Annotated in this window: 25 protein-coding genes; 17 read left to right on the top strand and 8 right to left on the bottom strand. The window is 70.8% G+C overall.

Annotation, left to right across the window (positions count from 1 at the left end; all coding sequences use genetic code 11):
* Window positions 1-22: 22 nt before the first annotated feature.
* A complete protein-coding gene (locus IEX89_RS16000; protein ID WP_188914242.1) occupies window positions 23-907 on the bottom strand; it encodes a MurR/RpiR family transcriptional regulator in 885 nt (294 codons plus the stop codon).
* 149 nt (window positions 908-1056) lie between these two features.
* Between IEX89_RS16000 and IEX89_RS15995 the strand changes: the two genes are divergently transcribed.
* From IEX89_RS15995 to IEX89_RS15950, 10 genes are all read left to right on the top strand, one after another.
* Window positions 1057-1833, top strand: coding sequence for an N-formylglutamate amidohydrolase (locus IEX89_RS15995; protein ID WP_210317650.1), 777 nt, complete (start codon window positions 1057-1059; stop codon window positions 1831-1833).
* On the top strand, window positions 1830-2417 hold the full coding sequence (locus IEX89_RS15990) for a TRAP transporter small permease subunit (RefSeq protein WP_188914241.1): 588 nt from the start codon (window positions 1830-1832) through the stop codon (window positions 2415-2417). Before IEX89_RS15995 ends, IEX89_RS15990 begins: the two co-directional genes overlap by 4 nt.
* Entirely contained in the window at window positions 2407-3735 is a 1329-nt protein-coding gene (locus tag IEX89_RS15985) for a TRAP transporter large permease (protein WP_188914240.1), read from the top strand. Before IEX89_RS15990 ends, IEX89_RS15985 begins: the two co-directional genes overlap by 11 nt.
* 59 nt (window positions 3736-3794) lie before the next feature.
* The gene (locus IEX89_RS15980; protein WP_188914239.1) at window positions 3795-4829 is read left to right on the top strand and encodes a TRAP transporter substrate-binding protein; all 1035 of its coding nucleotides are present in this window, start codon (window positions 3795-3797) and stop codon (window positions 4827-4829) included.
* 74 nt (window positions 4830-4903) lie between these two features.
* On the top strand, window positions 4904-6268 hold the full coding sequence (locus tag IEX89_RS15975) for a glutamine synthetase family protein (protein WP_188914238.1): 1365 nt from the start codon (window positions 4904-4906) through the stop codon (window positions 6266-6268).
* A 2-nt stretch (window positions 6269-6270) separates the two neighbouring features.
* Entirely contained in the window at window positions 6271-7653 is a 1383-nt protein-coding gene (locus IEX89_RS15970; RefSeq protein WP_188914237.1) for an aldehyde dehydrogenase family protein, read from the top strand.
* Window positions 7650-8807, top strand: a complete 1158-nt coding sequence (locus IEX89_RS15965; RefSeq protein WP_188914236.1) for an iron-containing alcohol dehydrogenase — start codon at window positions 7650-7652, stop codon at window positions 8805-8807. Before IEX89_RS15970 ends, IEX89_RS15965 begins: the two co-directional genes overlap by 4 nt.
* Before the next feature lie 128 nt (window positions 8808-8935).
* Window positions 8936-9844 carry an EamA family transporter RarD gene (gene rarD, locus IEX89_RS15960; RefSeq protein ID WP_188914235.1) on the top strand — a complete coding sequence of 303 codons (909 nt, stop codon included), beginning with the start codon at window positions 8936-8938 and terminating at the stop codon, window positions 9842-9844.
* Window positions 9845-9871: 27 nt separating this feature from the next.
* Window positions 9872-10519, top strand: coding sequence for a trimeric intracellular cation channel family protein (locus IEX89_RS15955; protein ID WP_188914234.1), 648 nt, complete (start codon window positions 9872-9874; stop codon window positions 10517-10519).
* Between the two features lie 99 nt (window positions 10520-10618).
* Window positions 10619-11449 carry a nucleotidyltransferase domain-containing protein gene (locus IEX89_RS15950; RefSeq protein ID WP_188914233.1) on the top strand — a complete coding sequence of 277 codons (831 nt, stop codon included), beginning with the start codon at window positions 10619-10621 and terminating at the stop codon, window positions 11447-11449.
* Here the strand turns inward: IEX89_RS15950 and IEX89_RS15945 are convergent, their stop codons facing one another.
* The 6 genes from IEX89_RS15945 to IEX89_RS15920 form a co-directional block, all read right to left on the bottom strand.
* Window positions 11450-12961 (bottom strand): carboxypeptidase M32, encoded by a 1512-nt coding sequence (locus IEX89_RS15945; protein WP_188914232.1) that lies wholly within the window; start codon window positions 12959-12961, stop codon window positions 11450-11452.
* On the bottom strand, window positions 12958-13959 hold the full coding sequence (locus IEX89_RS15940) for an ABC transporter ATP-binding protein (protein WP_188914231.1): 1002 nt from the start codon (window positions 13957-13959) through the stop codon (window positions 12958-12960). The genes IEX89_RS15945 and IEX89_RS15940 overlap by 4 nt, the downstream gene beginning before the upstream one ends.
* Window positions 13914-14933 carry an ABC transporter ATP-binding protein gene (locus IEX89_RS15935; RefSeq protein WP_188914230.1) on the bottom strand — a complete coding sequence of 340 codons (1020 nt, stop codon included), beginning with the start codon at window positions 14931-14933 and terminating at the stop codon, window positions 13914-13916. Before IEX89_RS15935 ends, IEX89_RS15940 begins: the two co-directional genes overlap by 46 nt.
* A complete protein-coding gene (locus tag IEX89_RS15930; RefSeq protein WP_188914229.1) occupies window positions 14930-15829 on the bottom strand; it encodes an ABC transporter permease in 900 nt (299 codons plus the stop codon). Before IEX89_RS15930 ends, IEX89_RS15935 begins: the two co-directional genes overlap by 4 nt.
* A complete protein-coding gene (locus tag IEX89_RS15925) occupies window positions 15826-16800 on the bottom strand; it encodes an ABC transporter permease (protein WP_188914228.1) in 975 nt (324 codons plus the stop codon). Before IEX89_RS15925 ends, IEX89_RS15930 begins: the two co-directional genes overlap by 4 nt.
* 85 nt (window positions 16801-16885) lie before the next feature.
* Window positions 16886-18463: an ABC transporter substrate-binding protein gene (locus IEX89_RS15920; RefSeq protein ID WP_188914227.1), complete on the bottom strand. Its 1578-nt coding sequence runs from the start codon at window positions 18461-18463 to the stop codon at window positions 16886-16888.
* 141 nt (window positions 18464-18604) lie between these two features.
* Between IEX89_RS15920 and IEX89_RS15915 the strand changes: the two genes are divergently transcribed.
* From IEX89_RS15915 to IEX89_RS15885, 7 genes are read left to right on the top strand one after another with little or no spacing between them, the layout of a single operon-like run.
* Window positions 18605-19639, top strand: a complete 1035-nt coding sequence (locus tag IEX89_RS15915) for a GntR family transcriptional regulator (protein WP_188914226.1) — start codon at window positions 18605-18607, stop codon at window positions 19637-19639.
* Window positions 19636-20337, top strand: a complete 702-nt coding sequence (locus tag IEX89_RS15910; protein WP_188914225.1) for a creatininase family protein — start codon at window positions 19636-19638, stop codon at window positions 20335-20337. The genes IEX89_RS15915 and IEX89_RS15910 overlap by 4 nt, the downstream gene beginning before the upstream one ends.
* Window positions 20334-21374, top strand: coding sequence for a ketopantoate reductase family protein (locus IEX89_RS15905; protein ID WP_188914224.1), 1041 nt, complete (start codon window positions 20334-20336; stop codon window positions 21372-21374). The genes IEX89_RS15910 and IEX89_RS15905 overlap by 4 nt, the downstream gene beginning before the upstream one ends.
* The gene (locus IEX89_RS15900) at window positions 21344-22096 is read left to right on the top strand and encodes an SDR family NAD(P)-dependent oxidoreductase (protein ID WP_188914223.1); all 753 of its coding nucleotides are present in this window, start codon (window positions 21344-21346) and stop codon (window positions 22094-22096) included. Before IEX89_RS15905 ends, IEX89_RS15900 begins: the two co-directional genes overlap by 31 nt.
* A complete protein-coding gene (locus tag IEX89_RS15895; RefSeq protein ID WP_188914222.1) occupies window positions 22093-22992 on the top strand; it encodes a DMT family transporter in 900 nt (299 codons plus the stop codon). Before IEX89_RS15900 ends, IEX89_RS15895 begins: the two co-directional genes overlap by 4 nt.
* Before the next feature lie 8 nt (window positions 22993-23000).
* A complete protein-coding gene (locus IEX89_RS15890) occupies window positions 23001-23915 on the top strand; it encodes a polysaccharide deacetylase family protein (protein WP_188914221.1) in 915 nt (304 codons plus the stop codon).
* Complete coding sequence (locus IEX89_RS15885; protein WP_188914220.1) at window positions 23912-24877, top strand: isoaspartyl peptidase/L-asparaginase family protein; 966 nt, start codon at window positions 23912-23914, stop codon at window positions 24875-24877. The genes IEX89_RS15890 and IEX89_RS15885 overlap by 4 nt, the downstream gene beginning before the upstream one ends.
* Here the strand turns inward: IEX89_RS15885 and IEX89_RS15880 are convergent.
* Window positions 24841-25623 (bottom strand): class I SAM-dependent methyltransferase, encoded by a 783-nt coding sequence (locus IEX89_RS15880; protein ID WP_188914219.1) that lies wholly within the window; start codon window positions 25621-25623, stop codon window positions 24841-24843. The two genes, IEX89_RS15885 and IEX89_RS15880, sit on opposite strands and share 37 nt — an antisense overlap.
* Between the last annotated feature and the right edge of the window lie 26 nt (window positions 25624-25649).

The raw sequence follows: 25649 nt of genomic DNA, 5'->3' as shown, positions 1-25649 counted from the left end.
TCTTTTCGTATGCGGATTGCGATCAGTCGCCGGCGTCGCGCCCGGGGCTCGTGCCGCGGAAGATGTTCGTCTCGCCGATCATCCGCTCCAGCGCCGAGATGCGCGCGACGCTGGAGCGCGAGCTTCGGCTCTGCACCTCGGCGATGAGGCTCTCGACGAGCACGTTGATCGCGAGCGTCGAATCCCAGCTCGACGGCACCTCCACGGCGCAGCGGAAGGTGTGCACCGCGCACCGCTCGATGGGCGAGCCCCATTGGTCCGTGAACAGCACCACCCGCACGCCCTGCTTCACCGCGAGCTGCGCGAGCCGCTCGAGCTCGCGCTCGTAGCGGCGGATGTCGAAGCAGATCAGCGTCGAGGTCTCGTCCATGTCGAGCAGCGATTGCGGCCAGACGCTGGGCGAGCTGTCGAGCAGGAACACCCGCGGACGGATGATCTGCAGGTGATTGTAGAAATAATGCGCGTTGGAGCGCGTGATGCGCCCGCCCACGAGATGCAGCTGCTGCTCCGGCGCCGAGAGCAGCGCCGCCACGCGGTCGAACTCCTCGAGATCGACCTGCTCGAGCGTGCGCCCGATATTCTCCACCGCCGCCTTCGTGAAGCGCGCGAGGATATGGTCGCGCGGCGCCTGCGGCTCGACCATGTCGAGCTTGGCCAGCGGCTGCTTGATGCGCGCGGCGATCTCGTCGCGAATGGCGTCCTGGAGCCCCCCGTAGCCCTCGAAGCCGAGCTTGCGCGCGAGCCGGATGACGGTGGGCGTCGAGACTTCCGCGCTCTCCGCGAGCTTCGTGATCGACTGCAGCCCGCCCACGAGCGAATCCTGCAGGAGCACGGCGGTGAGCCGGCGCTCGGCGGCCGTGAGCTCGGCCTGCTTCTGCCGGAGGAGATCGCGCACGAGCGGCTTCATGCCTGTGAAATGTCCCTTCCGCTTCAGCGTGCATCACGCTTGACGGATCTGCTACAGAAACGCGCTTGACACTCGCCGAACCGATGTAGTGAATTTTACAACGGCTTGGCAAGGGGCGGCATCGCCCGGCGAACGTGGAGAGCGGCGGCGTGGCGGACGGGACCTGGAACGCGGTGGAGCTCACGGGAACGGCCGGCGCCGCGCCGCTCGTCCTCGTGTGCGAGCACGCGTCCCGCGCGATCCCGCCGGAGCTCGCCGATCTCGGCCTCGACGCGGCCGCGCGCGAGGCGCACGTCGCCTGGGACATCGGCGCCGCGGTGATCGCGCGGCGGCTCTCCGAGCATCTCGAGGCGCCCCTCGTCGCCGGCGGCGTCTCGCGCCTCGTCTACGATTGCAATCGCCCCTTCACGGCGTCCGACTGCATCCCCGCACGCAGCGAGCGCTACGACATCCCCGGCAATCGCGACCTCGACGAGGCGGCGCGGCGCGCGCGCTTCGAGCGCGTGCACGAGCCCTTCCACGCGGCGCTCGCCGAGGCCTGCCGGCGCCAGGAGCGGGCGTGCGGGCGCGCCATCGACCTCGTGACGATCCACACCTTCACGCCCGTCTACAACGGCGTCTCCCGCGCGGTGGAAATCGGCTACCTGCATCACGAGGACCCCGCGCTGGCGCAGGCCGCGCTCGCCGTCGAGACCGCCCACGGCGTCTACCGCGCGGCGCTCGACGAGCCCTATTCCGCCCGCGACGGCGTGACCTACACCCTCGCCCGCCACGGCGAGGCGCACGGCCGGCGCGCGCTGATGATCGAGGTGCGAAACGACCTCGTCGCCACGCACGAGGCGGCGACGCGCATGGGCGATCACCTGGCGCAGACGCTGCGCGAGGCGCTCGCGGCGGTGCCGCCGCCGGCGGAGGCCGCGCCATGAGGGTGCTTCGCGCCTACGTCGCCGTGGTGGACCGCTGCAACTGGGCGATCGGCCGGGTGGTCATGTTCGGCCTGTTCGCGCTCATGGGCATCCTGCTCTGGTCGTCGATCTCGAAGACCTTCTTCGTGCCGTCCCTCTGGACGCTGGAGATGGCCCAGTTCGTGATGGTCGCCTACTTCATCCTGGGCGGGCCCTACGCCATGCAGATGGGCTCGAACGTGCGCATGGACCTGATCTACGGCGCGCTCTCGCCCCGCCGCAAGGCGCTGATGGACGTGCTCACGGTCGGCTTCCTGATTTTCTATCTCGGCGTCCTGCTCTGGGGCGGCATCGAGAGCACGATCTACTCCTTCTCCTTCGGCGGTGAGCGCTCCTCCTCCGCCTGGCGCCCGTATCTGTGGCCGATCAAGGTCACGATCTGCATCGGCGTCACTTTGATGCTGCTCCAGGCGCTCAGCGAGCTGGCGAAGGACGTCCTCTACCTCGCCACCGGCGAGCCGGTCCGCCACGAGGACGAGGCGCCCGGATCGCAGGCGCTGGGAGAGAAGGACGGCGGCGAGAAGGAGCGCGGCGATGCCCTATGAGCTGATCGCGATCCTGATGTTCTCGACGATGATGCTGATGCTCTTCACGGGCCAGCGCGTCTTCGCGGCCATCGGCTTCGTGGCGGTGATCGCCGCGATCCTGCTCTGGGGCGAGCGCGGCGGCTACGACATCGGCTTCTCCGCCATCATCAAGGTGATGCGCTGGTACCCGCTGCTGACGCTGCCGATGTTCGTCTTCATGGGCTACGTCCTGTCGGAATCGAAGATCGCCGACGACCTCTACCGCATGTTCCACGTCTGGACCGGCGGCATGCCCGGCGGGCTCGCCATGGGCACGATCGGGCTCATGGTGCTGATCTCGGCCATGAACGGGCTCTCGGTCGCCGGCATGGCCATCGGCGCGACGATCGCGCTGCCGGAGCTCCTGAAGCGCAACTACGACAAGCTGATGGTGACGGGGGTGATCCAGGCGGGGTCCTCGCTCGGCATCCTCGTGCCGCCCTCCGTCGTGCTCGTTCTCTACGCCATGATCGCCCGCCAGCCGGTGGGCCAGCTCTGGCTCGCCGGCGCCATCCCCGGCCTGATGATGGCGGCGCTCTTCATCGTCTACATCGCCATCCGCTGCCGGCTGAACCCCAAGCTCGGGCCGACGCTCTCGCTGGAGGAGCGCGACCAGATCACCCGCGCGGAGAAGATGCGCCTCCTGCGCGCCGGCCTGCTGCCGGTCGGCATCTTCGCCGTGATGATGGTGCCCTTCGTCAACGGCTGGACGAGCCTCGTCGAGAGCTCGGCGGTAGGCGCCATCGCCGCCTTCCTCGCGGCGGTCGCCAAGCGGCGCATGACCTGGGCGGTGTTCGAGACGAGCGTGCGCCAGACGCTCGGCATCACCTGCATGTTCATGTGGATCATCACGGCGGCGCTCGCCTTCGGCGCGGTGTTCGACGGGCTGGGCGCCGTGCGCGCCATCGACGATCTCTTCACCGACAAGCTCGGCCTCAATCCGTGGGTGATCCTCATCCTGATGCAGCTCAGCTTCATCCTGATGGGCACGTTCCTGGACGACACGGCGATGCTCGTCATCGTGGCGCCGCTCTACGTGCCGCTGGTGGGGGCGCTCGGCTTCGATCTCGTCTGGTACGGCGTGCTCTACACGATCACCTGCCAGATCGCCTACATGACCCCGCCCTTCGGCTACAATCTCTTCCTGATGCGGGCGATGGCGCCTCCCGAGATCAAGCTCGGCGACATCTACCGCTCGATCATTCCCTTCGTCTTCATCATGATCCTGGCGCTCGCGCTGGTGATGATCTTCCCGCAGATCGCGCTCTGGCTGCCTGCCCAGGTGTACGGTCTGTGACCCCAAGGACCAGAGCCGGGTCAACCGGCCGGCCATGACCAACCAGAGGAGAAGCCGAGATGACCACGAGACGCAGTTTCCTGAGGAGCGCCGCCCTCGCCGCTCCCGCCACCCTCGCCGCTCCCGCCATCGTCCGCGCGCAATCGCCGATCCGCTGGCGTTTCCAGACCTATGCCGGCGCGGCGCTGGGCGAGCAGGTGACGAAGCCCATCATCGACTACATCAACGCCGCCTCCAACGGCGAGATGGAGGTCGAGCTCTACTACGCCGACCAGATCGTCCCCACCGGCGAGCTGTTCCAGGCGCTCCAGCGCGGCACCATCGACGGCGTGCATTCCGACGACGATTCCATGGCCTCGCCGACGCCGCTGCGCGTCTTCGGCGGCTACTTCCCCTTCGCCACGAAGCACATCCTCGACGTGCCGGTGCTGTTCAACCAGTACGGGCTCGCCGAGATCTGGGACGAGGAATATTCCAAGGTCGGCGTGAAGTGGCTCTCGGCCGCGGGCCAGGACCCGTGCAACTTCAACACGACGAAGGAGATCACCTCCGTCGCCGATCTCGAGGGCCTGCGGCTCTACACCTTCCCGACCGCCGGGCGCTTCCTCAGCCGCTTCGGCGTCGTGCCGGTGAACATCCCCTACGAGGACGCCGAGGTCGCGGTGCAGACGGGCGAGCTCGACGGCATGGCCTGGTCGGGCATCACCGAGGACTACACCGTCGGCTGGGCCGACGTGACGGACTACTTCCTGACGAACAACATCTCCGGCGCCTGGATCGGCTCCTTCTTCGTCAACCAGGAGCGCTGGGCCGAGCTGCCGGATCACCTGAAGCAGCTCGTCATGGCCGCCATCGAGGCGGGCCACACCTACCGGAACCAGTGGTACTGGGGCGGCGAGGCGCGCCTGCGCGCCACCGGCGACAAGCTCGCGCTGCGCACCGTCCCGGCCGCGGAATGGGCCGAGGTGGAGAACGCCGCCAAGGAGTTCTGGAACGAGATCGCGCAGGAGGGCGAGGTGCACGAGCGCATCGTCTCGATCTTCCGCGAGTACAACGAGACCATCAACCAGGCGGGACCGCCCTACACGTTCTGATCTCCGCCACTTCCGAGAGACTCGGGGCGGCCCCTTCGCGGGCCGCCCTTCCGCGCCCGCCATCGGAGCCCGTCATGCCCGCGAACCTGACCCTCGAGACCCTCGCCGCCAAGGCGGCTTCCGGCGAGATCGACACCGTGCTGGTCGCCATGGTCGACATGCAGGGGCGGCTCATGGGCAAGCGCTACCACGTGACGAACTTCCTCGAGCACGGCCACCACGAGACCCATTGCTGCAACTACCTGCTCGCCACCGACCTCGTGATGTCGACGCCCGACGGGTACGCCGCCACGAGCTGGGCCAAGGGTTACGGCGACTACGTCATGCAGCCGGACCTTTCGACGCTTCGCCTCATGCCCTGGCTGCCGGGCTCGGCGCTCGTCCTGTGCGACGTCCTCGACCATCACACCCACGCCCCCGTGCCGCATTCCCCGCGCGAGATGCTGCGCCGGCAGGCGGCGCGGCTCGAGGCCATGGGCCTCGAGGCGATGATGGCGACCGAGCTCGAGTTCTTCCTGTTCGAGGGCGATTACCGCGACCTGCAGAAGCGCGGCTATCGCGACCTCGTCCCGCTCAACGGCCACAACGAGGACTACAACCTCTTCCAGACCACCAAGGAAGAGCGCGTCATGCGACCGCTGCGCAATCACCTCGTGGGCGCCGGCGTGCCCGTGGAGAATTCCAAGGGCGAGGCGGAGACCGGCCAGCAGGAGCTCAACATCCGCTATGCGGGCGCGCTCGACTGCGCCGACCATCACACCATCGCCAAGCACGCTGCCAAGGAGATCGCCTGGATGAACGGCTGCTCGGCGACCTTCCTGCCGAAATGGGCGCAGGGCAAGGTGGGCTCGTCGAGCCACGTGCATCTTTCGCTATGGGAGGACGGCGAGCCGGCCTTCCACGATCCGAAAGGGGAGCACGGCATGTCGGAGACGATGCGCAGCTTCACCGCGGGGCTCCTCGCCTATGCGCGCGACTACACGATCTTCCTCGCGCCCTACGTGAACAGCTACAAGCGCTTCGCGCCGGGCACCTTCGCGCCGACGAAGGCGGTCTGGTCGGTGGACAACCGCACCGCCGGCTTCCGGCTGTGCGGGGAGGGGACGCGGGGCGTGCGGATGGAATGCCGCATCGGCGGCTCCGACATGAACCCCTATCTCGCCCAGGCCGCGATGATCGCCGCCGGCATCAAGGGCATGGAGGAGGGGCTCGCGCTCGCCGCGCCCTACGAGGGCGACGTCTATGCGAGCGCGGACGTCGTCGAGATCCCGCGCGCGCTGCGCGACGCCATCGAGACGCTGCGCGGCTCGACGATGCTGCGCGAGGCGTTCGGCGACGCGGTGGTGGACCATTACGTCCGCTGCGGCGAGTGGGAGCAGGAAGAGTTCGACCGCGCGGTCACCGATTGGGAGATCGAGCGGGGCTTCGAGAGAGCGTGAGCATGTCGCAGATCCTCAGGTGCATTTCCCCGATCGACGGATCGGTCTTCGCCGAGCGCGAGGCCCTTTCGGCCGACGCCGCCCGCGCCGCGGCGGCGCGCGCCCGCGCGGCCCAGCCCGCCTGGGCCGCGCGCTCCGTGCGCGAGCGCGCCGAGCTCGTGCTCGCCGGCATCGCGGCGGTGGGCGCCATGAACGACGAGGTGGTCCCCGAGCTCGCCCGCATGATGGGCCGGCCGGTGCGCTACGGCGGCGAGTTCCGCGGCTTCTCGGAGCGCGGTACGCACATGGCGGCGATCGCCGAGGACGCGCTCGCCGACATCCCCGTGAGCGACGACGAGAGCTTCCGCCGCTATGTCCGCCGGCTGCCCTGGGGCGTCGTCTTCGTGGTGGCGCCGTGGAACTACCCCTACATGACGGCCATCAACACGGTGGCGCCGGCCCTCATCGCCGGCAACACCGTGCTCCTCAAGCACGCGACGCAGACGCTGCTCGTCGGCGAGCGCATGGCGAAAGCCTTCCACGCGGCGGGCGTGCCGCAAGACGTGTTCCAGAACGTCTTCCTCGACCACGACACGTCGAGCGCGCTCATCGCCGAGCGCGCCGTCGACTTCGTCAACTTCACGGGCTCCGTGCCCGGCGGGCAGGCGATGGAGCGTGCGGCGGCGGGCACCTTCGTGCCCGTGGCGACCGAGCTCGGCGGCAAGGATCCCGGCTACGTCATGGAGGACGCCGATCTCGACGCGGCCGTCGACGGGCTGATGGACGGCGCCATGTTCAATTCCGGCCAGTGCTGCTGCGGGATCGAGCGCATCTACGTCCACGCGCGGCTCTACGACGCCTTCGTGGAGAAGGCGATCGCGTGGGCTGGTGCGCAGCGCCTGGGCAACCCGCTCGACCCGGAGACGACGCTCGGCCCCATGGCGCACGTCCGCTTCGCCAAGCTCGTGCGCGAGCAGATCGACGCGGCCGTCGCCGCCGGCGCGACGGCGCACCTGCCCAAGGACCCCGCCGACGACGGCGGCGCCTACCTGACGCCGCAGGTGCTCACGAACGTCACCCACGACATGGCGGTGATGCGCGAGGAGAGCTTCGGGCCCGTCGTCGGCATCATGCCCGTCGCCGACGACGAGGAGGCGATCCGGCTGATGAACGACAGCCGCTTCGGCCTCACCGCGAGCCTGTGGACCGCCGACCCCGAGCGTGCCGCCCGCGTCGGCGACCACGTGGAGACCGGCACGATCTTCATGAACCGCGCCGACTACCTCGATCCCGCGCTCTGCTGGACCGGCTGCAAGGACACCGGCCGCGGCGCCGGCCTCTCCGTGCTCGGCTATCACGCGCTCACCCGCCCGAAATCCTACCACCTCAAGAAGGTTCGCTCATGAGCCCGACCGACGGTCCCCGCGCCACCTGGTCCTATCCCACCGCAATCCGCTTCGGCGCCGGCCGCATCGCCGAGCTGCCGCAGGCCTGCAAGGCGGCGGGGATCGAAAAGCCGCTCCTCGTCACCGATCGCGGGCTCGCGTCCATGGAGATCACGACCCGCGCCCTCTCCATCCTGGAGGAGGCCGGGCTCGGGCGCGCGCTCTTCGCGGAGGTGGACGCCAACCCGAACGAGCTCAACCTCGAGGCCGGGCTCGACGCCTACCGGGCTGGCGGCCACGACGGCGTCGTCGCCTTCGGCGGCGGCTCGGGGCTCGACCTCGGCAAGATGATCGCCTTCATGTCGGGCCAGACGCGCCCGCTCTGGGACTTCGAGGACATCGGCGATTGGTGGACCCGCGCCGACCCGGCCGGCATCGCCCCCATCGTCGCCGTGCCGACGACGGCGGGAACGGGCTCGGAGGTGGGGCGTGCGAGCGTCATCACCAATTCGCAGACCCACGTGAAGAAGATCATCTTCCACCCGAAGGTGCTGCCCTCCGTCGTGATCGCCGATCCGGAGCTGACGGTGGGCATGCCCAAGGCCATCACGGCGGGCACCGGGCTCGACGCCTTCGCCCATTGCGTGGAGGCCTTCTCGAGCCCCTTCTACCATCCGATGAGCCAGGGCATCGCGCTCGAAGGCATGCGGCTCGTGATCGAGAACCTGCCGCGGGCCTGGGACACGCCCGGCGACATCGAGGCGCGCGCGCACATGATGTCGGCCGCAGCCATGGGCGCGGTGGCCTTCCAGAAGGGGCTCGGCGCCATCCACGCCATGAGCCACCCGGTGGGCGCGCTGTTCAACACGCATCACGGCACGACGAACGCGGTCTGCATGCCGGCGGTCCTCGACCTCAACGCGCCCGTGATCCGCGCACGCTTCGACCGTGCGGCGCCCTATCTCGGCATCGAGGGCGGCTACGAGGGCTTTCGCGCCTTCGTCCAGGCCTTCAACGACCGCTTCGGCATCCCGCACCGGCTGGGCGATCTCGGGGTGACGGCCGATCGCATGGACGACCTCGTCGCCATGGCGCTGGAGGACCCCTCCTGCGGCGGCAACCCGGTGCCGCTCACCGCCGAGAACCTGCGCTCGCTGTTCGAGGCCGCCATCTGAGGCGCGCCTCGCCCGCCCGCGGGGGGCGATGCGCATCGGGAGGCGCGCGCAAGACCATTGCCCGCGGCCGCGATCGATGATTTGCCTGCACCCGGCGCGCCGATCCGGCGCGCGAAGGACGCGGGATCATGGCGGCGCCGAGATCGAACGAGGATACGTCCGCCGGCATCGGCTTCGCGGTGATGGCCTATTTCTTCTGGGGCTTCCTGCCGCTCTACATGAAGGCGCTCGCGCACGTGCCGCCCCTCGAGGTCGTGGCGCACCGCGTGCTCTGGTCGGTGCCCGTCGCCGGCGCGATCCTGCTCGCCACGGGGCGCACGGGCGATCTCGCCATGGCTCTGCGCTCGCCGCGCACGCTCGCCATGGCGGCGCTGACCGCGGCGCTGATCTCGGTGAACTGGGGCGTCTACGTCTGGGCGATCGGCGCGGGCCTCGCGCTCGACGTGGCGCTCGGCTACTACATCAACCCGCTCTTCTCCGTCTTCCTCGGCGCGACGCTGCTCGGCGAGCGGCCGAGCCCCGCGCAGATGGTGGCGATCGCGCTCGCCGTGATCGCGGTCGCCATCCTCGTTTTCGAGAGCGGGCGCGTGCCGATCGCCACCATCGCGATCACGCTGAGCTGGGGCGCCTACGCCTTCTTCAAGAAGTGGCTGCCGGTGGGGCCCAACCAGGGCTTCCTGCTCGAGGTCCTGATCCTCACGCCCTTCGCGCTCGCGCTCCTCGCGGTGATCGCGCTCGCCGGGGAGAGCCATTTCTTCACGGGCTCGGCTGCGGACGGGTGGCTGCTGGTGGGAACGGGCGCGGTGACGGCGGTGCCGCTCATCCTCTTCGCCTACGGCGCCAAGGGGCTGAAGCTCTCCACCATCGGCATCCTGCAATACATCGCGCCGACCATGATCTTCCTGACCGCCGTCTTCGTCTTCGGGGAGACGTTCGGGCGCGCGGAGCGCATCGCCTTCCCGCTGATCTGGGCGGCGCTCGTCGTCTACAGCATCTCCCTCCTGCACCGATCCCGCGCGCATCCGCGCCGCCCCTGAGACCCGAGCGAGGGAGCCGACACGCCGATGCCCGCCTTCGACACCGCCCTCGCGATTCTCGACTGGCTCGGCCTCGTCGTCTTCGCGGTGTCGGGCGCGCTCGTCGCCTCGCGCAAGGAGATGGACATCGTCGGCTTCGTCCTGCTCGGTACGGCGACGGGCATCGGCGGGGGCACGCTGCGGGACCTGATCCTCGACGCGCCGGTCTTCTGGACGGTGGAGCCCGGCTATCTCGTCGCCTGCGTCGTCGTCTCCTGCCTCGTCTTCTTCACGGCGCACGTGCCGCAATCGCGCTATCGCGTGCTGCTCTGGTTCGACGCCGCGGGGCTCGCGGTCTTCGCGGTGGCGGGCGCGGAGAAGGCGCTTCTTCTCGGCGCGGATCCGAGCGTCGCGATCATGCTCGGCGTCGCCACGGCTACGTTCGGCGGCATCCTGCGCGACGTCATCGGAGCCGAGCCGTCGATCGCGCTCAGGCGCGAGATCTACGTCACGGCCGCACTCCTCGCCTCCGGCGGCTTCGTCGCGCTCACCCTCGTCGGCGTGCCCCGCGAGATCGCCATGGGCCTGTCCATCGCGGCGGGCTTTTCCCTGCGGGGCGCCGCGCTGGCCTTCGGCTGGACGATGCCGCGCTACAAGGCCCGCGCCGGACGCTCGCCGGACGAGATCGAGCGCTGATCGAGCAGCCTGCGGCTTCCTCGCCGGGAACGCGCGCCATACCCTTCTTCGTTGATTCGGGCGGACCTGCTGCCACCGAGAGACGCCGAAGGAGAGGGCATGAGCGAGACCATCGACGATAGAGCGCACTACGCCGCCGCCGCTTCCGTCGCACGCGACCTCGCCGCCCTGCCGGGCGTGCGGGCCGTGGCGCTCGGCGGCTCGCAGGCGAGCGGGCGGGCGGATGCGCAGTCCGACCTCGACCTCTATTGCTACGCCGACCCGGTGCCGGACGCGGAGGCACGCCGGAAGCTGGTGACGGCCCGCGCGGCGTCGGACCACGCCGAGATCGACAACCGCTGGTTCGAGCCCGGCGACGAATGGCTCGATCGCTGCGGGCTCGGCCTCGACGTCATGTGGCGCGATCCCGCCTGGATCGAGGACCGCGTCGCGGCGACGATGGATCGCCACGAGGCGCAGCTCGGCTATTCGACGGCCTTCGTCTTCAACGTCGCCACGGCGCGCCCGCTGCACGACCCGAGCGGATGGTACGCCGCCCTCCAGGCCCGCGCCCGCGCGCCTTATCCCGACGCGCTGGCGCGGAAGATCTGCGCGCACAACGGCCCGATGCTGCGCGGCGCGCGCTGCTCCTTCCTGGAGCAGCTGACGCTCGCGGGCGCGCGCGCGGACGCGGTCGCGAGCAACCACCGCGCCGCCGCCTTCCTGGCGTCCTGGTTCGACATGCTGTTCGCGGCCAACCGCACGCTCCATCCCGGCGAGAAGCGCCTTTTGGAGCACGTGCGCGTCATGCGTCTCGACACGCCGCCCGACCACGAGGACACGATCGAGGCTTTCCTCGCCGCGATCCCGACGGAGCGCGTGCCCCTCGCCCATGCGCTCGCCGACGGCATCGAGGCGCTCGTCGCCCGCAGGCTCGGCGGCGCGGGCTGATCAGCCCGCGTACGTCGTCGCGAGGTGGCGCAGGTAGGGCGCCGGATCGAGCGTGCGCCCGGTCGCCCGCACGAGCAGCTCGTCGCGGGAGAAGCGCCGGCCGTGGCGCCAGATCGCGGCGCGCAACCAATCGGCCAGCGGTGCGTAATCGGCGCGCTCCATGGCGGCGACGGCGCCGGGATCGTCCTCGCGCACGGCGTCCATCAGCTGCGCCGCCATGACGTTGCCGATCGTGTAGGTGGGGAACGACCCGATATAGCCCGAGGACCAGTGCACGTCCTGCAGCACGCCGCGGCGGTCGTCGGGCACGTCGAGGCCGAGATCGCGGCGCACCGCCGCGTTCCAGGCGCCGGGCAGGTCCGCCACCGCGAGATCGCCGGACATCAGCGCCGTCTCGAGCTCGACGCGCAGCATGATGTGCAGGTCGTAGGTGAGCTCGTCCGCCTCGACGCGGATGAAGCCGGGCTCGACCCGCGTCACCGCGGCGTGGAAGGCCTGCGCGTCGACGTCCGCGAGCTTCTCGGGGAAGTGCGCCTTCAGCTCCTCGAGATGGTTCTCCCAGAACGGCCGCGAGCGCGCGACGTGGTTCTCCCACAGCCGCGATTGGCTCTCGTGCGCGCCGAAGCTCGTGCCGCCCACCCCGTAGAGGCCGATCAGATCGGTGGCGAGCGTGCCGCGCGTGTAGGCGGGGTCGACGTTCTGCTCGTAGAGCGCGTGCCCCGTCTCGTGGAACGTGCCGAACAGCGAGGCCGGCAGCCAGTCCGCATGGTAGCGCGTGGTGATGCGCACGTCCTCGCGGGTGAAGCTCACCTCGAAGGGATGCGTCGTCGTGTCGAGGCGCCCGCGGGCGAGGTCGTAGCCGAAGCGCTCAGCGATCGCGAGGCCGAAGGCGCGCTGCCCCTCGACGCCGTAGCCGCGGGTCAGGAAGTCCGCGCGCGCCTGCGGGCGAGCGCGGGCTTCGTCGAGGATCGGGGCGATGCCGGCGCGCAGCGTCGCGAACAGGCTCGCCAGAGAGGCCGCCGTCTCGCCCGGCTCGAACAGCGCGACCATGGCGTCGTAGGGATGCGCCTCGAAGCCCACCGCGTCCGCATAGGCGCGGGTGAGACGCAGCGTCTCGGCGAGGTGCGGCGCGAAGAGCGCGAAGTCCGAATTGGCCCGCGCGGTCGTCCAGGCGGCCTGCGCCTTCGTGCGCAGGGCCGCGCGGGCCTCGACGAGGGAGGCCGGCACGCGGGCATGATGCGCCACGGCGGCGAGCGTCTGCGCCACCGCGCGCGCGTCGGGATGGTCCTCCGGCAGGTCCTCGACGGCGCGGCGCGCCTCGTCGAGGGCGCGCGCCATGGCGTCGCCCAGGAGCCGGTCGCGGGCGGCGCGCACGAGGGTCGCGATCTGCAGGCCTCGCGTCTCGGCGCCGCCGGGCGGCATCATCGTGCGGCTGTCCCAGACGAGGACGGAGGAGGCGCAGAGAAGATCGTTGATCGCGCCGATCTCGGTGCGGAACGCGTCGAGCGTCATGCGACGCCTCCGTCGTGCAGGTGGCAGGCGGCGCGCTGGCCGGGCCCGGTCTCGACGAGGCGCGGCGCCTCGCGGCGGCAGCGCGGCCCCGCGGCCGGGCAGCGCGGATGGAAGTGACAGCCCGGCGGCGGCGCCAGCGGCGAGGGAATCTCGCCGGCGATCGGCTTGAACACGCCGCGCCCGGCGCCGATCTTCGGCACGCTCTCGAACAGCGCCTTCGTGTAGGGATGGGCCGGCGCGGCATAGAGCGTGCGCGTCGGCGCGACCTCGACGATGCGCCCGAGATACATGATGGCGACCCGGTCCGAGACATGGCGTACGACGCCGAGATCGTGGCTCACGAAGATGGCGGTGAGCCCGAGGTCGCGGCGCAGCTCCTGGAACAGGTTGAGCACCTGCGCCTGGATCGACACGTCGAGGGAGGCCACCGGCTCATCGAGGACGAGGAGATCGGGCTTCATCGCGAGCGCGCGGGCGATGGCGATGCGCTGGCGCTGGCCGCCGGAGAACTGGTGGGGAAAGCGCCGGCGCATGGCGGCATCGAAGCCCACCCGCGTCAGCATGTCGGCCACGTAGTCGTCCGAGTGCTTCGCGCCGACGATGCCGTGGGCGACGGGGCCCTCCGCGACCGTGTCGACGACGCGCACGCGGGGGTTCAGGCTCGCGAACGGGTCCTGATGGATCATCTGCACGCGGGTGGTGAGCTTCTCCACCCGGCGCCCCGCGGGCTTCGCCACGGGAGCGCCGTCGAAACGGATGGCGCCCGCGCTCGGCACGTAGATGCCCGCGACCATGCGTCCGAGCGTCGACTTCCCGCAGCCCGATTCGCCGACGAGGCCGACGACCTCGCCCTTGGCGATGGAGAGGCTGACCTCGCTCACCGCGCGCACGACCTCCGGCGGCCCGCCCGCGCCCATGGCGCGGGCGATGCGCTCGCCGAGCGTCGTCTCCTTCACGAAGCGTTTCGAGACGCCGTCGATGTCGAGAAACTTGTCCATGCGTCGGGCTCGATCGGGTGATGGCAAAGGGCCGCGCGGCGCGCGTCGTCGAAGGTCGCGAGCGGGGGATCGGCGAGGCAGGCCTCGCTCGCCCGCGCGCAGCGGGGGCGGAAGGCGCAGCCCTCCGGTCGCTGGAGCGGAGGCGGGGCGGAGCCCGGCACCTGCGGCAGCGGTGCGCCGGGCTCGTGCAGGCTCGGCACCGAGGCGAGGAGACCCGCCGTGTAGGGGTGGCGCGGTGAGGCGATGACGTCGTCCGCCGGCCCGCGCTCGACGATCCGGCCCGCATACATGACGCAGACCTTGTCGGCGAGGCTGGAGACGACGGCGAGATCGTGCGTGATCCACACGAAGGCGGTGCCGGTCTCGTCGGCCAGACGTCGCACCTCGGCGAGGATCTGTCCCTGGATCGAGACGTCGAGCGCCGTCGTCGGCTCGTCGGCGATGATCACCGCGGGCCGGTGCAGGAGCGCGGTGGCGATGGCGACGCGCTGGCGCATGCCGCCCGAGAGCTGGTGGGGATAGGCGTCGAGCCGCTCCTCCGGGCTCGGGATGCCGACGATGCCGAGCGCGTCACGCGCCCGCGTCCGCGCGTCCGCCTTCGAGACGGGATCGTGGGCGCGCACGGCGGCGATCATCTGCGTTCCGATGCGCAGAACCGGATTGAGCGTCATCATCGGGTCCTGGAAGACCATGGCGACGCGCGCCCCGCGCATGCGGCGCATCTTCTCGGGCGCAAGCGCGAGGAGGTTCTCGCCGTCGAGCTCGACACGCCCGCCGACGATCCGCCCCGGCGGCTCGACGAGGCCGAGGATGGAATACCCGGTCACGCTCTTGCCCGAGCCCGATTCGCCCACGAGCCCGACGATCTCGCCGCGGCCGACGTCGAAGGAGACCCCGTCCACCGCCTTGAACGTGCCGGCGCGGGTGGAGAAGGCGGTCTCCAGGCCCTGGACCGAGAGGACGACGTCGCTCATCGCCCGCGCCTCGGGTTGAGCACGTGGCGCACCTGGTCGCCCACGAGGTTGATCGAGACGACGAGCACCATGAGGACGAGGCCGGGATAGATCGAGATCCAGTAGCGGCCCGAGAGCAGGTACTGGAAGCCGTTGGAGATGAGCGTGCCCAGCGAGGGCTCCGTCATCGGCAGGCCGAGCCCGAGGAAGGAGAGCGTCGCCTCCAGCGCGATGGCGTTGGCCACCTGCACCGTCGCCACCACGATGAGCGGCGGCAGGGCGTTGGGCAGGAGGTGCTTGAACAGCACGCGCCGCGCGGGCAGCGGCGTGGACAGGGCGGCCTCGATGTAGTCCTTGCGTCTCTCCGCGCTCGCCGCGCCGTGGGTGGTGCGGGCGAAATAGGCGTATTGCGCGGCCACCAGCGCCACGATCAGCGGCCCCATGCCCTGGCCCAGCACGGCGACGAGGACCAGCGCCAAAAGGATCGCGGGCATCGACAGCTGCAGGTCGATGGTGCGCATGATCAGCGCCTCGATGCGCCCGCCGTAATAGGCGGCGACGAGGCCCACGCTCGCGCCGAGCGCCAGCGCGACGGCTCCCGCGGCGATGCCCACCGTGAAGCTCACGCGCAGCCCGTAGAGGATGGCCGAGAACAGGTCGCGCCCCATCCCGTCGGTGCCGATGAGGTGCACGTAGCCCCCGCCTCCGACGCTGCCCGGCTCGAGGCGCGCGTCGAAGAGATCGAGCGCGGCCTGGTCGTAGGGGTCCTGCGGCGCGAAGAGCGGCGCGAGGAAGGCGGCGGCGAGCAGGAGGACGACGATCGCGAGGGCGATCACCGCGACGGGGCTCTGGCGGTATTCCCACCAGGCGTCGGCGAGCCGGGCGCGGCGGCTCGGGGCGGAGGCGGCGGCACTCATGCGGCGCCCTTCGTGCGGATGCGGGGATCGAGCTGGCCGTAGGTGAGATCGACGACGAGGTTGATCGTCACGAACAGGATCACGACCAGGATGAGGTAGGCGACCATCACGGGACGATCGAGCAGCATGATCGAATCGATGATGAGCTTGCCCATGCCCGGCCAATTGAAGATCGTCTCGGTGACCACCGCGAAGGCGAGCGTCGAGCCGAACTCGAGGCCGAACACGGTGACGATGGGAATGGCGATGTTCTTGAGCACGTGCAGGGAGACCACCTGGCGCTCCGGCAGGCCCTGGGCGCGGGCGAAGCGCACGAAGTCCGAGCTCATCACCTCGACCATGCCCGCCCGCGCCAGGCGGATGAGGAGGCCGAGCTTGAACAGAGCCAGGTTGAAGGCCGGCAGCAGGATGTGCGAGAGGCCCTCGCCCGTGAGGATCGAGACGTCGACGCCCATCACCTCCTGCGTCGGCCCGCGCCCGCCCGACGGCAGCCAGCCGAGCTCGACGGCGAAGACCATGATCAGCAGGAGCCCGACCCAGAAGGTCGGGACCGAGAAGCCGAGCACCGAGAAGCCCATGATCAGCTTGGCCGAGAGGGAGTCGGGCTTGTAGCCGGCCCAGATGCCCAGCGGGATGCCGACGAGCGTCGCGATCAGCATGGCGCTGAGCGCGAGCTCGAGCGTCGCGGGCAGGCGCGAGAGGATGAGGTCGAGGACCGGCAGGCGGTAGACGAAGCTCTCGCCGAAATCGCCGGTGAGCATGTTGCCGAGGAAGGTGACGTACTGCACCGGCAGGGGCTGGTCGAAGCCGTATTGCCGGATGAGCGCCTCGCGCAGCGCCTGGTCGGCAGCGGGGTCGATGAGGACGTCGATCGGGTTGCCGATGGCGTAGACGCCGACGAAGACGATCAGCGACATCACGAAGACCACCGCGATCGCCTGTATCAGCCGCTGGATCAGGAAACCGATCATGCTCTGCCCGTGGTGAGCGTTCGTCTCGGATGGGCGCCCGGCCGGGGCGCGACGGCTCCGGCCGGGCGAAGGGTCCGCCGATCGCTCACTGCGCCGGCGAGATGTGGTGCGCGAGCGTCTCCTGGTCGATCCGCGGCGTGAACTCGAGCATGTCGGGCTTGGCGGCCCACACGGTCTGGAGCTGCACGGTGGGGATCAGGATGCGCTCGTTCATGGAGATCTCGGTGACCTCCTCGAACAGCTCCGCGCGCCGATCGTCGTCGAGCTCGGCCGCCGCCTCCTGGATGAGCGCGTCGAGCTCGGGGTTCGAGTAGTCGGCGCGGTTGAAGGCGCCGAGCCCGACCTCGGGATCGTTGGTGTGGACGAGCGAACCGTAGGTGTAGGACGCCTCGCCGGTGAGGGTGCCCCAGCCGGACATCCACATCGAGTATTCCTTGCGCGAGACGGCCGGGAAGAACACGGTCCCGTTCTGCGCCTCGGCGTTCACGGTGAGGCCCGCGCGCGCCCACATCTGGCCGAGCGCCTCGCACACCGCCGCATCGCCCGGCAGGCGGTTGTTGGTGCAGCGGAAATCGACCTCGAACCCGTTCGGGTAGCCGGCCTCCGCGAGCAGCTCCTTGGCGCGCTCGAGGTCGTACTCGCGCTCGGGCAGGTCCATGCTGCCGCCGAAGAAGTGGGGCGGCATCAGCTGGTTCGCCGGCTTGCCGAGACCCTCCAGGACCACGCGCACGAGGGCGTCGCGGTTGATGGCGAGGTCGAAGGCCTCGCGCACGCGGGCGTCCTGGAACGGGTTCTCGTCGATCTCCTGCCCGTCGACGCGCACCTTCATCGGCAGCTGGTCGGCGAAGCTGAAGTAGATGTCGAGGATGTAGACGCTGTCGCCGATGAAGGTCTCGACGGAGGAATCCCGCTGCATGGCGGCGTAGTCGGTCGCCGGCACGTAGTTGATCATGTCGACCTGGCCGGACTTGAGCGCCGCGACGCGGGCCGGGTCGTTGGGGATCTCCTTGCGGATCACCGTCTCCCAATGGGGCTCCTCGCCCCAGTAATCTTCGAAGCGCTCGAGCACGAGGTCGCCCTTGGGCTCCCAGGAGACCAGGCGGTAGGGACCGGTGCCGATGGCGGCCTCGCCGGAGTTGAACTCCTCGTTGCGCGGCTCCATGCCGATGTCGTCCTGCACGACGAACAGGCGGATGAAGTCGTTGGGCAGCGTCGGCGCCGGGCCGTTGGTCCTCACGTGCAGCGTGTAGTCGTCGACGACGATCGCCTCGGCCACGCGCTTGGTATAGATCGTCATGCTCATCGGCCCGGTGACCACCGGGATGCGCTCGATGGAGAACTTGACGTCGTGGGCCGTCAGCTCGGTGCCGTCGTGGAATTTCACGCCCTCGCGGATCTTGAACTCCCACGTCGTGTCGTCGACGGGCGTCCAGGAGGTCGCGAGCGCGGGGACGAGCTGCAGGTCCTCGTCGACGCCCACCAGCGTGTCGAAAATGTGCCGCAGCGCCTCGGCGTGGCTGCCGAGGGTGGACCAGTGCGGATCGATGGATTCGGGGCCCGCACGCACGCCGATGGTCAGCGTCTGGGCCTGGGCCGACGTCGAGAGCGCGGTTGCCGCCATGAGGCCGGCAGCGAGGGCGCCGGCGAGCGCGAAGGACTTCATGGTCCTCGTTCCCCTCTTGATTTGATGCTTGTTTTCCGTCCAGACTGTTCTAGACGAATAAGACAGTAGGCGGCGCTTGGAACCGCTGTCAACCGAGACATCGCTCACAGATCGATCAGGGACGGGGAGGCGAGCGCCTATATGGGGGGCAAACGTACCAGTGAAGTAGCACGCATCGCCCCCGAGCCGTCGCCGGTCTCGCGAATCGTGGCGGCGCTCGACCGCGCCCTGCCGATCCCGCTCGGCGTGCAGCTGCGCGGCCTCGTCGAGTACGGCATCGCCTCCTCCGAGCTTAGGCCGGGAGATCGCCTCCCGTCCGTGCGCGAATGCGCAGAGCAGGCGGGCATCGCGCCGATGACGGTCGCCAAGGTCTACGACGAGCTGCGCGAGGCGGGGCTCATCGCGACCCGCCCGGGCGCCGGCACCTACGTCGCCGAGATCGCCGCCGCCGGGCTCGAGCGCATGCGCGGCCTGCGGCGCCTGCAAGGACGCGTCGAGGCCCTGTTCGCCGAGGCGGAGGCCGCCGGCCTCTCGGCCGCGGACGTGGCGAACCTCGTCTCCGCCCGTGCCGTGCGGGGCGCGCCGCGGGGCCTCTCGATCCTCTTCGTCGGCGTCTTTCCCGATGCCACGCGCGGCTATGCCGAGCATCTCGCACGCCATCTCGAGCCGCGCGACCGCGTCGTCGCCGCCACCATCGATGCGCTGCGCCGGGGCGAGGCGAGCGCGCGGGGCATGGACGTCGTCGTGGCCCTGGCCCACCGGCGCGCGGAGGTGGAGGCGCTCGTCGGCCCGGGCGTGCCGGTGGTCGGGCTCTCCGTCATCCCCTCCGAGGAGACGCGCGCGCGCCTCGCCGCCATCGATCCGATGGCGCGGGTGGGCATGGTCTCGGTCTTCCCCGAATTCGTGCCCATCATGAAGCCCGGCGTGCTGCGCTTCGCCCCCGACGTCGCCGACGTCGACATCCGCCTCCTCGACGATCCCGATCTCGACGGGCTCGTCGGCGCCGTCGACGTGCTGGTCTACGCGAGCGGCGCGGAGGCGGTGCTGACCCGCCTGCCGCGGGGCACGCAGGCCATCGAGTTTCGCCACATACCGAGCCCGCAGGCCGTCCGGGAGGTGCTCTTGCCTCTCGTGGAGGAGATGCGCGCGGGCGACTTCAAGGAGAGCGCGACGTGAGGATCGCCGACACGAACTGGATGCAGGTGGAGGAATACCTGCGCGGGGACGACCGCTGCGTCGTCCCGCTGGGCTCCACCGAGCAGCACGCCCATCTCTCGAACTGCGTCGACTGCATCCTCTCCGAGCGCGTAGCGCTGGAGGCGGCCGAGCCCCTCGGCATCCCGGTCTTCCCCGTGCTCGCCTACGGCGTGACGCCCTACTTCGCCGCCTATCCGGGCACGGTGTCGCTGCGCCTCTCGACCTATCTCGCGGTGATCGAGGACGTGCTGACCTCGCTCGCGCGCACCGGCTTCCGGCGCATCCTCCTCGTCAACGGCCACGGCGGCAACAGCCCGGCGCAGACCGGCGCCATGGAATGGATGACGGAGAACCCCGGATGCCGGGTGCGCTTCCACAATTGGTGGAGCGCGGCGCGCACCATGGGCACGGTCAAGGAGATCGACCCTATCGCCTCCCACGCCTCCTGGATGGAGAACTTCCCCTGGACCCGCCTGCCGGGCGTCGCCATGCCCGACGAGCAGAAGCCCATGGCCGACATCGACCGGATGCGCAGCCTGCCCGCGACGCGGGCGCGCGAGATCTTGGGCGACGGCAATTTCGGCGGCCGCTACCAGCGCCCCGACGAGGAGATGCTCGCCATCTGGCAGGTCGCCATCGCCGAGACGCGCGCGCAGCTCGAGGGCGACTGGTCATGACCGGACCGATCCTGATCTGGGGTGCGGGCGCCATCGGCGGCACGCTCGGCGCCTATCTCGCCCGCGCCGGCGAGGACGTCCTCCTCGTCGACGTGGTGGCCGATCACGTCGAGGCCATGAACCGCGACGGGCTTTCCATCGAGGGACCCGTCGAGGCCTTCGTCCAGCCGGTGCGCGCGGCGACGCCCGATGCCGTCGAGGGCCGCTTCACGCGGGTGATCCTCGCGGTCAAGGCGCACCACACGCTTGACGCCGTGCGCGCGCTCGCGCCCCATCTGGCAGATGACGGCTACGTCGTCTCCGCGCAGAACGGGCTCAACGAGCTCGTCATCGCCGAGGAGATCGGCGATGCGCGCACCATCGGCTGCTTCGTCAATTTCGGGGCGGACTGGCTCGCGCCGGGGCGCATCCTCTTCGGCAACCGCGCCCACGTCGCCGTCGGCGAGCTCGACGGGCGCGAGACCGAGCGCGTGCGCGAGATCCACCGCCTGCTCTCGATCTTTGAGCCGAAGGCGGTGCTCACCGACAACATCTGGGGCTATCTCTGGGGTAAGCTCGGCTACGGGGCGATGCTCTTCGCGACTGCGCTCACGCCGGCCTCGATGTCGGACAATTTCGCGAGCGCGCGCCACTTCCCCGTCTTCCACGCGCTGGGGCGCGAGGTGATGGCGACGGCGCGCGCGCGGGGCGTCTCGCCGCTGGGCTTCAACGGCTTCGACCCCGAGGCCTTCGCGCCCGGCGCCTCCGAGGAGGCGGCGCGGGCCTCCGTCGCCGCCATGGCGGAGTTCAACCGCCACACCGCCAAGACCCATTCCGGCGTCTGGCGCGATCTCGCGGTGCGCAAGCGCAAGACCGAGGTCGACGCGCAGATCGCCGTCATCGCCGAGCTCGCCCATGCGGCGGGCATCGAGACGCCGGCCATCGCGCGGCTCGTCGACCTCGTCCACGACATCGAGGACGGGCGCCGGCCGCAATCCTTCGACACCCTGGACCTCCTGCTCGACACATGCGCATCGACCACACGTCCCGCCGCGTAGCGGTCACCGGCGCCGCCCAGGGCATCGGCCGCGCCGTCGCTCTCGCCTTCGCCGAGGGAGGCGCGCGGGTGCGCGCCTTCGATCGCGACGCCGACGGCCTCGCCGCGCTCGCCGGCAGCGGCGTCGAGACCATCGCCCTCGACCTCGCCGATCGCGCGGGCGTCCACGCCGCCATCGGCGACACGGCCGCGGCGCTCGGCGGGCTCGACATCCTCGTCTGCTGCGCCGGCGGCGTGCGTGGGCAGGTGGCGCGCCCGCTCGAGGAGGTCGACGAGGCCTCCTGGCGGGTGCTGTTCGAGGCCAACGTCGAGAGCGCGCTTTGGTGCGCGCAGGCGGTCGCGCCCGCCATGAAGGCCGGCGGCTTCGGGCGGATCGTCACGATCTCGTCGGGCGCCGGCTTGCGCCCGAGCCTCACCGGGATCCAGGCCTACACGGCGGCGAAGCATGCGCTGGTGGGCCTCACGAAGCAGCTGAGCCAGGAGCTCGGGCCCCACGGCATCACCGTCAACAGCGTCGCGCCGGGCTTCGTCCTCTCGAACCCCGCGACGCAGCGGCAATGGGAGAGCTACGGCGAGGCCGGCCAGAAGCGCCTCGTCGAGGCGATCCACACCCGGCGCCTCGGGCGCGCGCAAGACATCGCGGACGCGGTCCTCTTCCTCGCCTCCGACCGGGCGTCCTGGATCTCCGGGCAGATCCTCTCCGTCGACGGCGGACGCTCTTGAGCGAGCCCCTCGCCCCCGCAGGCACCGACCAGAGCCTGCGCGGGGCGCTCCTTCTCGTGGCGGCGGCCTTCGCCTTCACGCTCGAGATTGTGATCATGCGCTACACGAGCCCGGCGGTGGACCAGAGCGACGTCGTGCTCTTCCGCGCGGGCGGTCAGCTCGTCTTCGCGCTGGCCTGGCTGATGGCGACCCGCGGCCCGGCGGGACTGCGCACGAACAGGCTCGGGCTCCACCTCGCCCGCGGGCTGGTGAGCCTGTGCGGCTGGGGCTTCTATTATGCGAGCTTCGCGCGGCTCGATCTCGCCCTCGCCACCGTCCTCACCTTCACGACCTCGCTCTTCGTCGTCGCGCTCGCGGGGCCGGTGATGGGCGAGCGCGTCGGCGGCGTGCGGCTCGCGGCGACGCTGGTGGGCTTTCTCGGCGTCGTCGTCGCCTCCGGGCTCGGCACGGTGGGCTTCGAGCCCGCGGTGCTGCTCGGCCTCGCGGCCTCGCTGGCGGGCGCGGCCATCGTGCTCCTCAACCGCACGCTCTCGGCGAGCGAGCCGACGCCGACGATCATGACCTATATCGGCATCGTCACCTTCGCCGGTGCGCTTCCCGTCGCGCTGATGGACTGGAGCGTGCCCGTGGGGCGCGATCTCGGCCTCCTCGTCCTCGTGGGCGCCACCGGCACCCTCGGCATGTGGCTGACGATCGAGGCCTATCGCGTCGGCGAGGTCTCCGCGCTCGCGCCGATCCCCTACACGCGCCTCGTCTTCGCGACGCTCGCGGGCGTCCTCCTCTTCGGAGAGACGCCCGCGCCCGTCTTCTGGCTCGGCGCCGCGCTCATCGTCGCGAGCGCCGTCCTCGTCCACGCGCGTCGCCCGCGCCCGCGATCCCGGCAGGAGATCCCATAGGAGCCGTCATGAGCCAGCGCACCGATCAGACCGAGGACGAACTCCCCTGGCAATGGCCCGAGGCGCGCTGGCGCGGCGCCGTGGAGCGCGTGCGCGCCGGCCGCTCCCTCAAGCCCGCCGCCTGGCCGAACGGCGCGCGCTGCGCGGTGGCGCTCTCCTTCGACGCCGACCACGAGACCAACGAGCTGCGCGACGGCGCGCGCTCCATCGGGCGGATGTCGCAGGGCGAGTACGGCGCGCGGCGCGGCGTGCCGCGCATCCTCGACGCGCTGGCGCGCCACGCCGTGCCGGCCACCTTCTTCGTCCCGGCGGTGGCGGGCCTGCTGCATCCGAACGAGCCGCGCGCCTGCGTCGAGGCCGGCCACGAGATCGCGCTCCACGGCTGGATCCACGAGCTCAACGGCACGCTTCCCGAGGCGGCCGAGCGCGAGCTGATGCTGCGCGCCGCCGACACGCTGGAGCGCCTCTCCGGCACGCGCCCCGTTGGCCTGCGCACGCCGTCCTGGGACTACAGCCCGCACACGCTCGCGCTCATCCGCGAGATGGGGCTTCTGTACGATTCGTCGCTCATGGCCGACGACGACCCCTACGAGCTCCTCGCCGACGGCGAGCCCACCGGCGTGGTCGAGCTGCCCGTGGAATGGATCCGGGACGATGCGGTCTACTTCAACATGAACCGCTTCCAGGCGCTTCGCCCCTACACGCCGCCCGAGGCCGTGCTCGCGATCTTCCTGCGCGAGTTCGAGCGCGCCCATGCGGAGGGCGGGCTCTTCCTCCTCACCATGCACCCGCACGTCATCGGCTACCGCTCGCGGATCTTCATCCTCGAGGAGATCCTCGCGCGCGTTTCCGGCCGCGCCGACGTGTGGTGCGCCACCCATGCGGACATCGCCCGCTACGTCAGGGATAAGGCCTCGTCATGAGCGACACGCGCTTCACCATCGCCGTCCACGGCGGCGCCGGCACCATCGACCGGGCGCTGATGACGCCCGAGCGCGACGCGGCGACCCGCGCCGGCCTCGCCCGCGCGCTCGAGGCCGGCGGCGCGATCCTCGCCGACGGCGGATCGGCGGTGGACGCCGTCGCCGCCGCGGTCTGCGCGCTCGAGGACGAGCCGCTCTTCAACGCGGGGCGCGGGGCGGTCTTCACGAGCGCCGGGCGCCAGGAGATGGACGCCGCCATCATGGACGGGCGTGACCGCGCCTGCGGCGCCGTCACCGCGATCTGCGGGCCGCGCAACCCGATCCTCGCCGCCAAGGCGGTGATGGAGCGCTCGCCCCACGTGCTCCTCGCGGGCGAGGGAGCACTCGCCTTCTGCCGCGAGCACGCGATCGCCTTCGAGGACGACGCCTATTTCTTCACGCAGAGCCGCTGGCAGGCCCTGCAGGACACCCTCGCGCGGCGCCGCGCGGGCCGCGACGAGAACGACGGCGACGAGGCCCGCCGTCACGGCACGGTCGGCGCCGTCGCCCGCGACCGCCACGGCCATATCGCGGCGGCGACCTCCACCGGCGGCATGACGGCGAAGGCGCCCGGCCGCATCGGCGACACGCCGCTCTTCGGCGCGGGCACCTTCGCCGACGACGCCACCTGCGCCATGTCCGGCACCGGCCACGGCGAGGTGTTCGTGCGCTGGTGCGCCGGCCACGAGCTGCACGCGCGCATGCTCTACGCCGAGCAGAGCCTCGCCCAGGCCGCCGAGGGCGTGGTGATGGAGGCGCTCCTGCCCAACGACGGCTCCGGCGGCCTCATCGCGGTCGACGCCGCCGGGAACGTGGCGCTGCCCTTCAACTGCTCGGGCATGTATCGCGGCGTGATGGGCGCCGATCGCATCGCCCGCGTCGCGATCTACCGCGAGGACCTCGCGGAGGAGAGCCGACGCTGAGCCGCCCACCGCGATGTCGCCGCCCCGTTCGCCTGGGGCACGAGGACCGGGATGAAGCGGGTGCCGCGGCGGGTCTGGCGGACCATGAGCGGGCGATGGAGCTGCTTCGTCGCCTCCACCACGTGGAGGCCGGCGAAGGGCAGGTTGAGGCGCGTGCCGATGCGTTCGAAGGCGCCGGCGGAGCCGCGCAGCATGGGCGAGGCCAGCGGCGGGACGTAGAGCGTCTCCGTCCAGCTCTCGGGCGTGAACAGCGTGCGGCGCATCAGCGCCTTGAGCTGCCCGCGCGAGAAGGGCTGTCCGTGGCCGAAGGGGGTCACGTCCATGCGCGCCCAAAGGCCGCCGCGATTGGGCGCGACGACCGCGAGCCGCCCGCCCGGCGCGAGCACGCGCCACACCTCGTAGAACAGCTCGTCGGGATCCTCCGAGCTCTCCAGCGCGTGGACGATGAGGACGCGGTCCATGCAGCCGTCGGGGAGCGGCAGCATCAGGCTGTCGGCGAGGCAGGCGGCGGGGCGCACGTCGCGCGGCCAGGGCTCGACGCCCTGCGCCGCCGGCATGAAGGCGAGCACGCGCTCCGCCCGGCCGCGGGCGGCCTCCAGATAGGGCCCGGGATAGCCGATGCCCATCACGCTCGCCCCGGCGACGGGGGCGAGGAAGTCCGCGAGCGCACGCCCGACGAATCGCCGCGCGGTCTCTCCGAGCGGGCTGTCGTAGAATGCGCGCAACGCGACGACGTCGAGGGTCATGTCTCGCGCTCTCCTCCCGGTGACAG

Origin of the sequence: Salinarimonas ramus (genome assembly GCF_014645695.1) — a bacterium.
In the GTDB taxonomy this organism is placed as follows: Bacteria; Pseudomonadota; Alphaproteobacteria; order Rhizobiales; family Beijerinckiaceae; genus Salinarimonas; species Salinarimonas ramus.
Note: the sequence above shows the minus strand (reverse complement) of the source record. Positions and strands in the feature narration are given on the sequence as shown.

Bases quoted from the DNA above. Each gene is read 5' to 3' on its own strand.
- IEX89_RS16000 (WP_188914242.1), bottom strand. From the start codon at position 907: ATGAAGCCGCTCGTGCGCGATCTCCTCCGGCAGAAGCAGGCCGAGCTC.
- IEX89_RS15990 (WP_188914241.1), top strand. From the start codon at position 1,830: ATGAGGGTGCTTCGCGCCTACGTCGCCGTGGTGGACCGCTGCAACTGG.
- IEX89_RS15985 (WP_188914240.1), top strand. From the start codon at position 2,407: ATGCCCTATGAGCTGATCGCGATCCTGATGTTCTCGACGATGATGCTG.
- IEX89_RS15980 (WP_188914239.1), top strand. From the start codon at position 3,795: ATGACCACGAGACGCAGTTTCCTGAGGAGCGCCGCCCTCGCCGCTCCC.
- IEX89_RS15975 (WP_188914238.1), top strand. From the start codon at position 4,904: ATGCCCGCGAACCTGACCCTCGAGACCCTCGCCGCCAAGGCGGCTTCC.
- IEX89_RS15970 (WP_188914237.1), top strand. From the start codon at position 6,271: ATGTCGCAGATCCTCAGGTGCATTTCCCCGATCGACGGATCGGTCTTC.
- IEX89_RS15965 (WP_188914236.1), top strand. From the start codon at position 7,650: ATGAGCCCGACCGACGGTCCCCGCGCCACCTGGTCCTATCCCACCGCA.
- rarD (WP_188914235.1), top strand. From the start codon at position 8,936: ATGGCGGCGCCGAGATCGAACGAGGATACGTCCGCCGGCATCGGCTTC.
- IEX89_RS15955 (WP_188914234.1), top strand. From the start codon at position 9,872: ATGCCCGCCTTCGACACCGCCCTCGCGATTCTCGACTGGCTCGGCCTC.
- IEX89_RS15950 (WP_188914233.1), top strand. From the start codon at position 10,619: ATGAGCGAGACCATCGACGATAGAGCGCACTACGCCGCCGCCGCTTCC.
- IEX89_RS15945 (WP_188914232.1), bottom strand. From the start codon at position 12,961: ATGACGCTCGACGCGTTCCGCACCGAGATCGGCGCGATCAACGATCTT.
- IEX89_RS15940 (WP_188914231.1), bottom strand. From the start codon at position 13,959: ATGGACAAGTTTCTCGACATCGACGGCGTCTCGAAACGCTTCGTGAAG.
- IEX89_RS15935 (WP_188914230.1), bottom strand. From the start codon at position 14,933: ATGAGCGACGTCGTCCTCTCGGTCCAGGGCCTGGAGACCGCCTTCTCC.
- IEX89_RS15930 (WP_188914229.1), bottom strand. From the start codon at position 15,829: ATGAGTGCCGCCGCCTCCGCCCCGAGCCGCCGCGCCCGGCTCGCCGAC.
- IEX89_RS15925 (WP_188914228.1), bottom strand. From the start codon at position 16,800: ATGATCGGTTTCCTGATCCAGCGGCTGATACAGGCGATCGCGGTGGTC.
- IEX89_RS15920 (WP_188914227.1), bottom strand. From the start codon at position 18,463: ATGAAGTCCTTCGCGCTCGCCGGCGCCCTCGCTGCCGGCCTCATGGCG.
- IEX89_RS15915 (WP_188914226.1), top strand. From the start codon at position 18,605: ATGGGGGGCAAACGTACCAGTGAAGTAGCACGCATCGCCCCCGAGCCG.
- IEX89_RS15905 (WP_188914224.1), top strand. From the start codon at position 20,334: ATGACCGGACCGATCCTGATCTGGGGTGCGGGCGCCATCGGCGGCACG.
- IEX89_RS15900 (WP_188914223.1), top strand. From the start codon at position 21,344: ATGCGCATCGACCACACGTCCCGCCGCGTAGCGGTCACCGGCGCCGCC.
- IEX89_RS15890 (WP_188914221.1), top strand. From the start codon at position 23,001: ATGAGCCAGCGCACCGATCAGACCGAGGACGAACTCCCCTGGCAATGG.
- IEX89_RS15885 (WP_188914220.1), top strand. From the start codon at position 23,912: ATGAGCGACACGCGCTTCACCATCGCCGTCCACGGCGGCGCCGGCACC.
- IEX89_RS15880 (WP_188914219.1), bottom strand. From the start codon at position 25,623: ATGACCCTCGACGTCGTCGCGTTGCGCGCATTCTACGACAGCCCGCTC.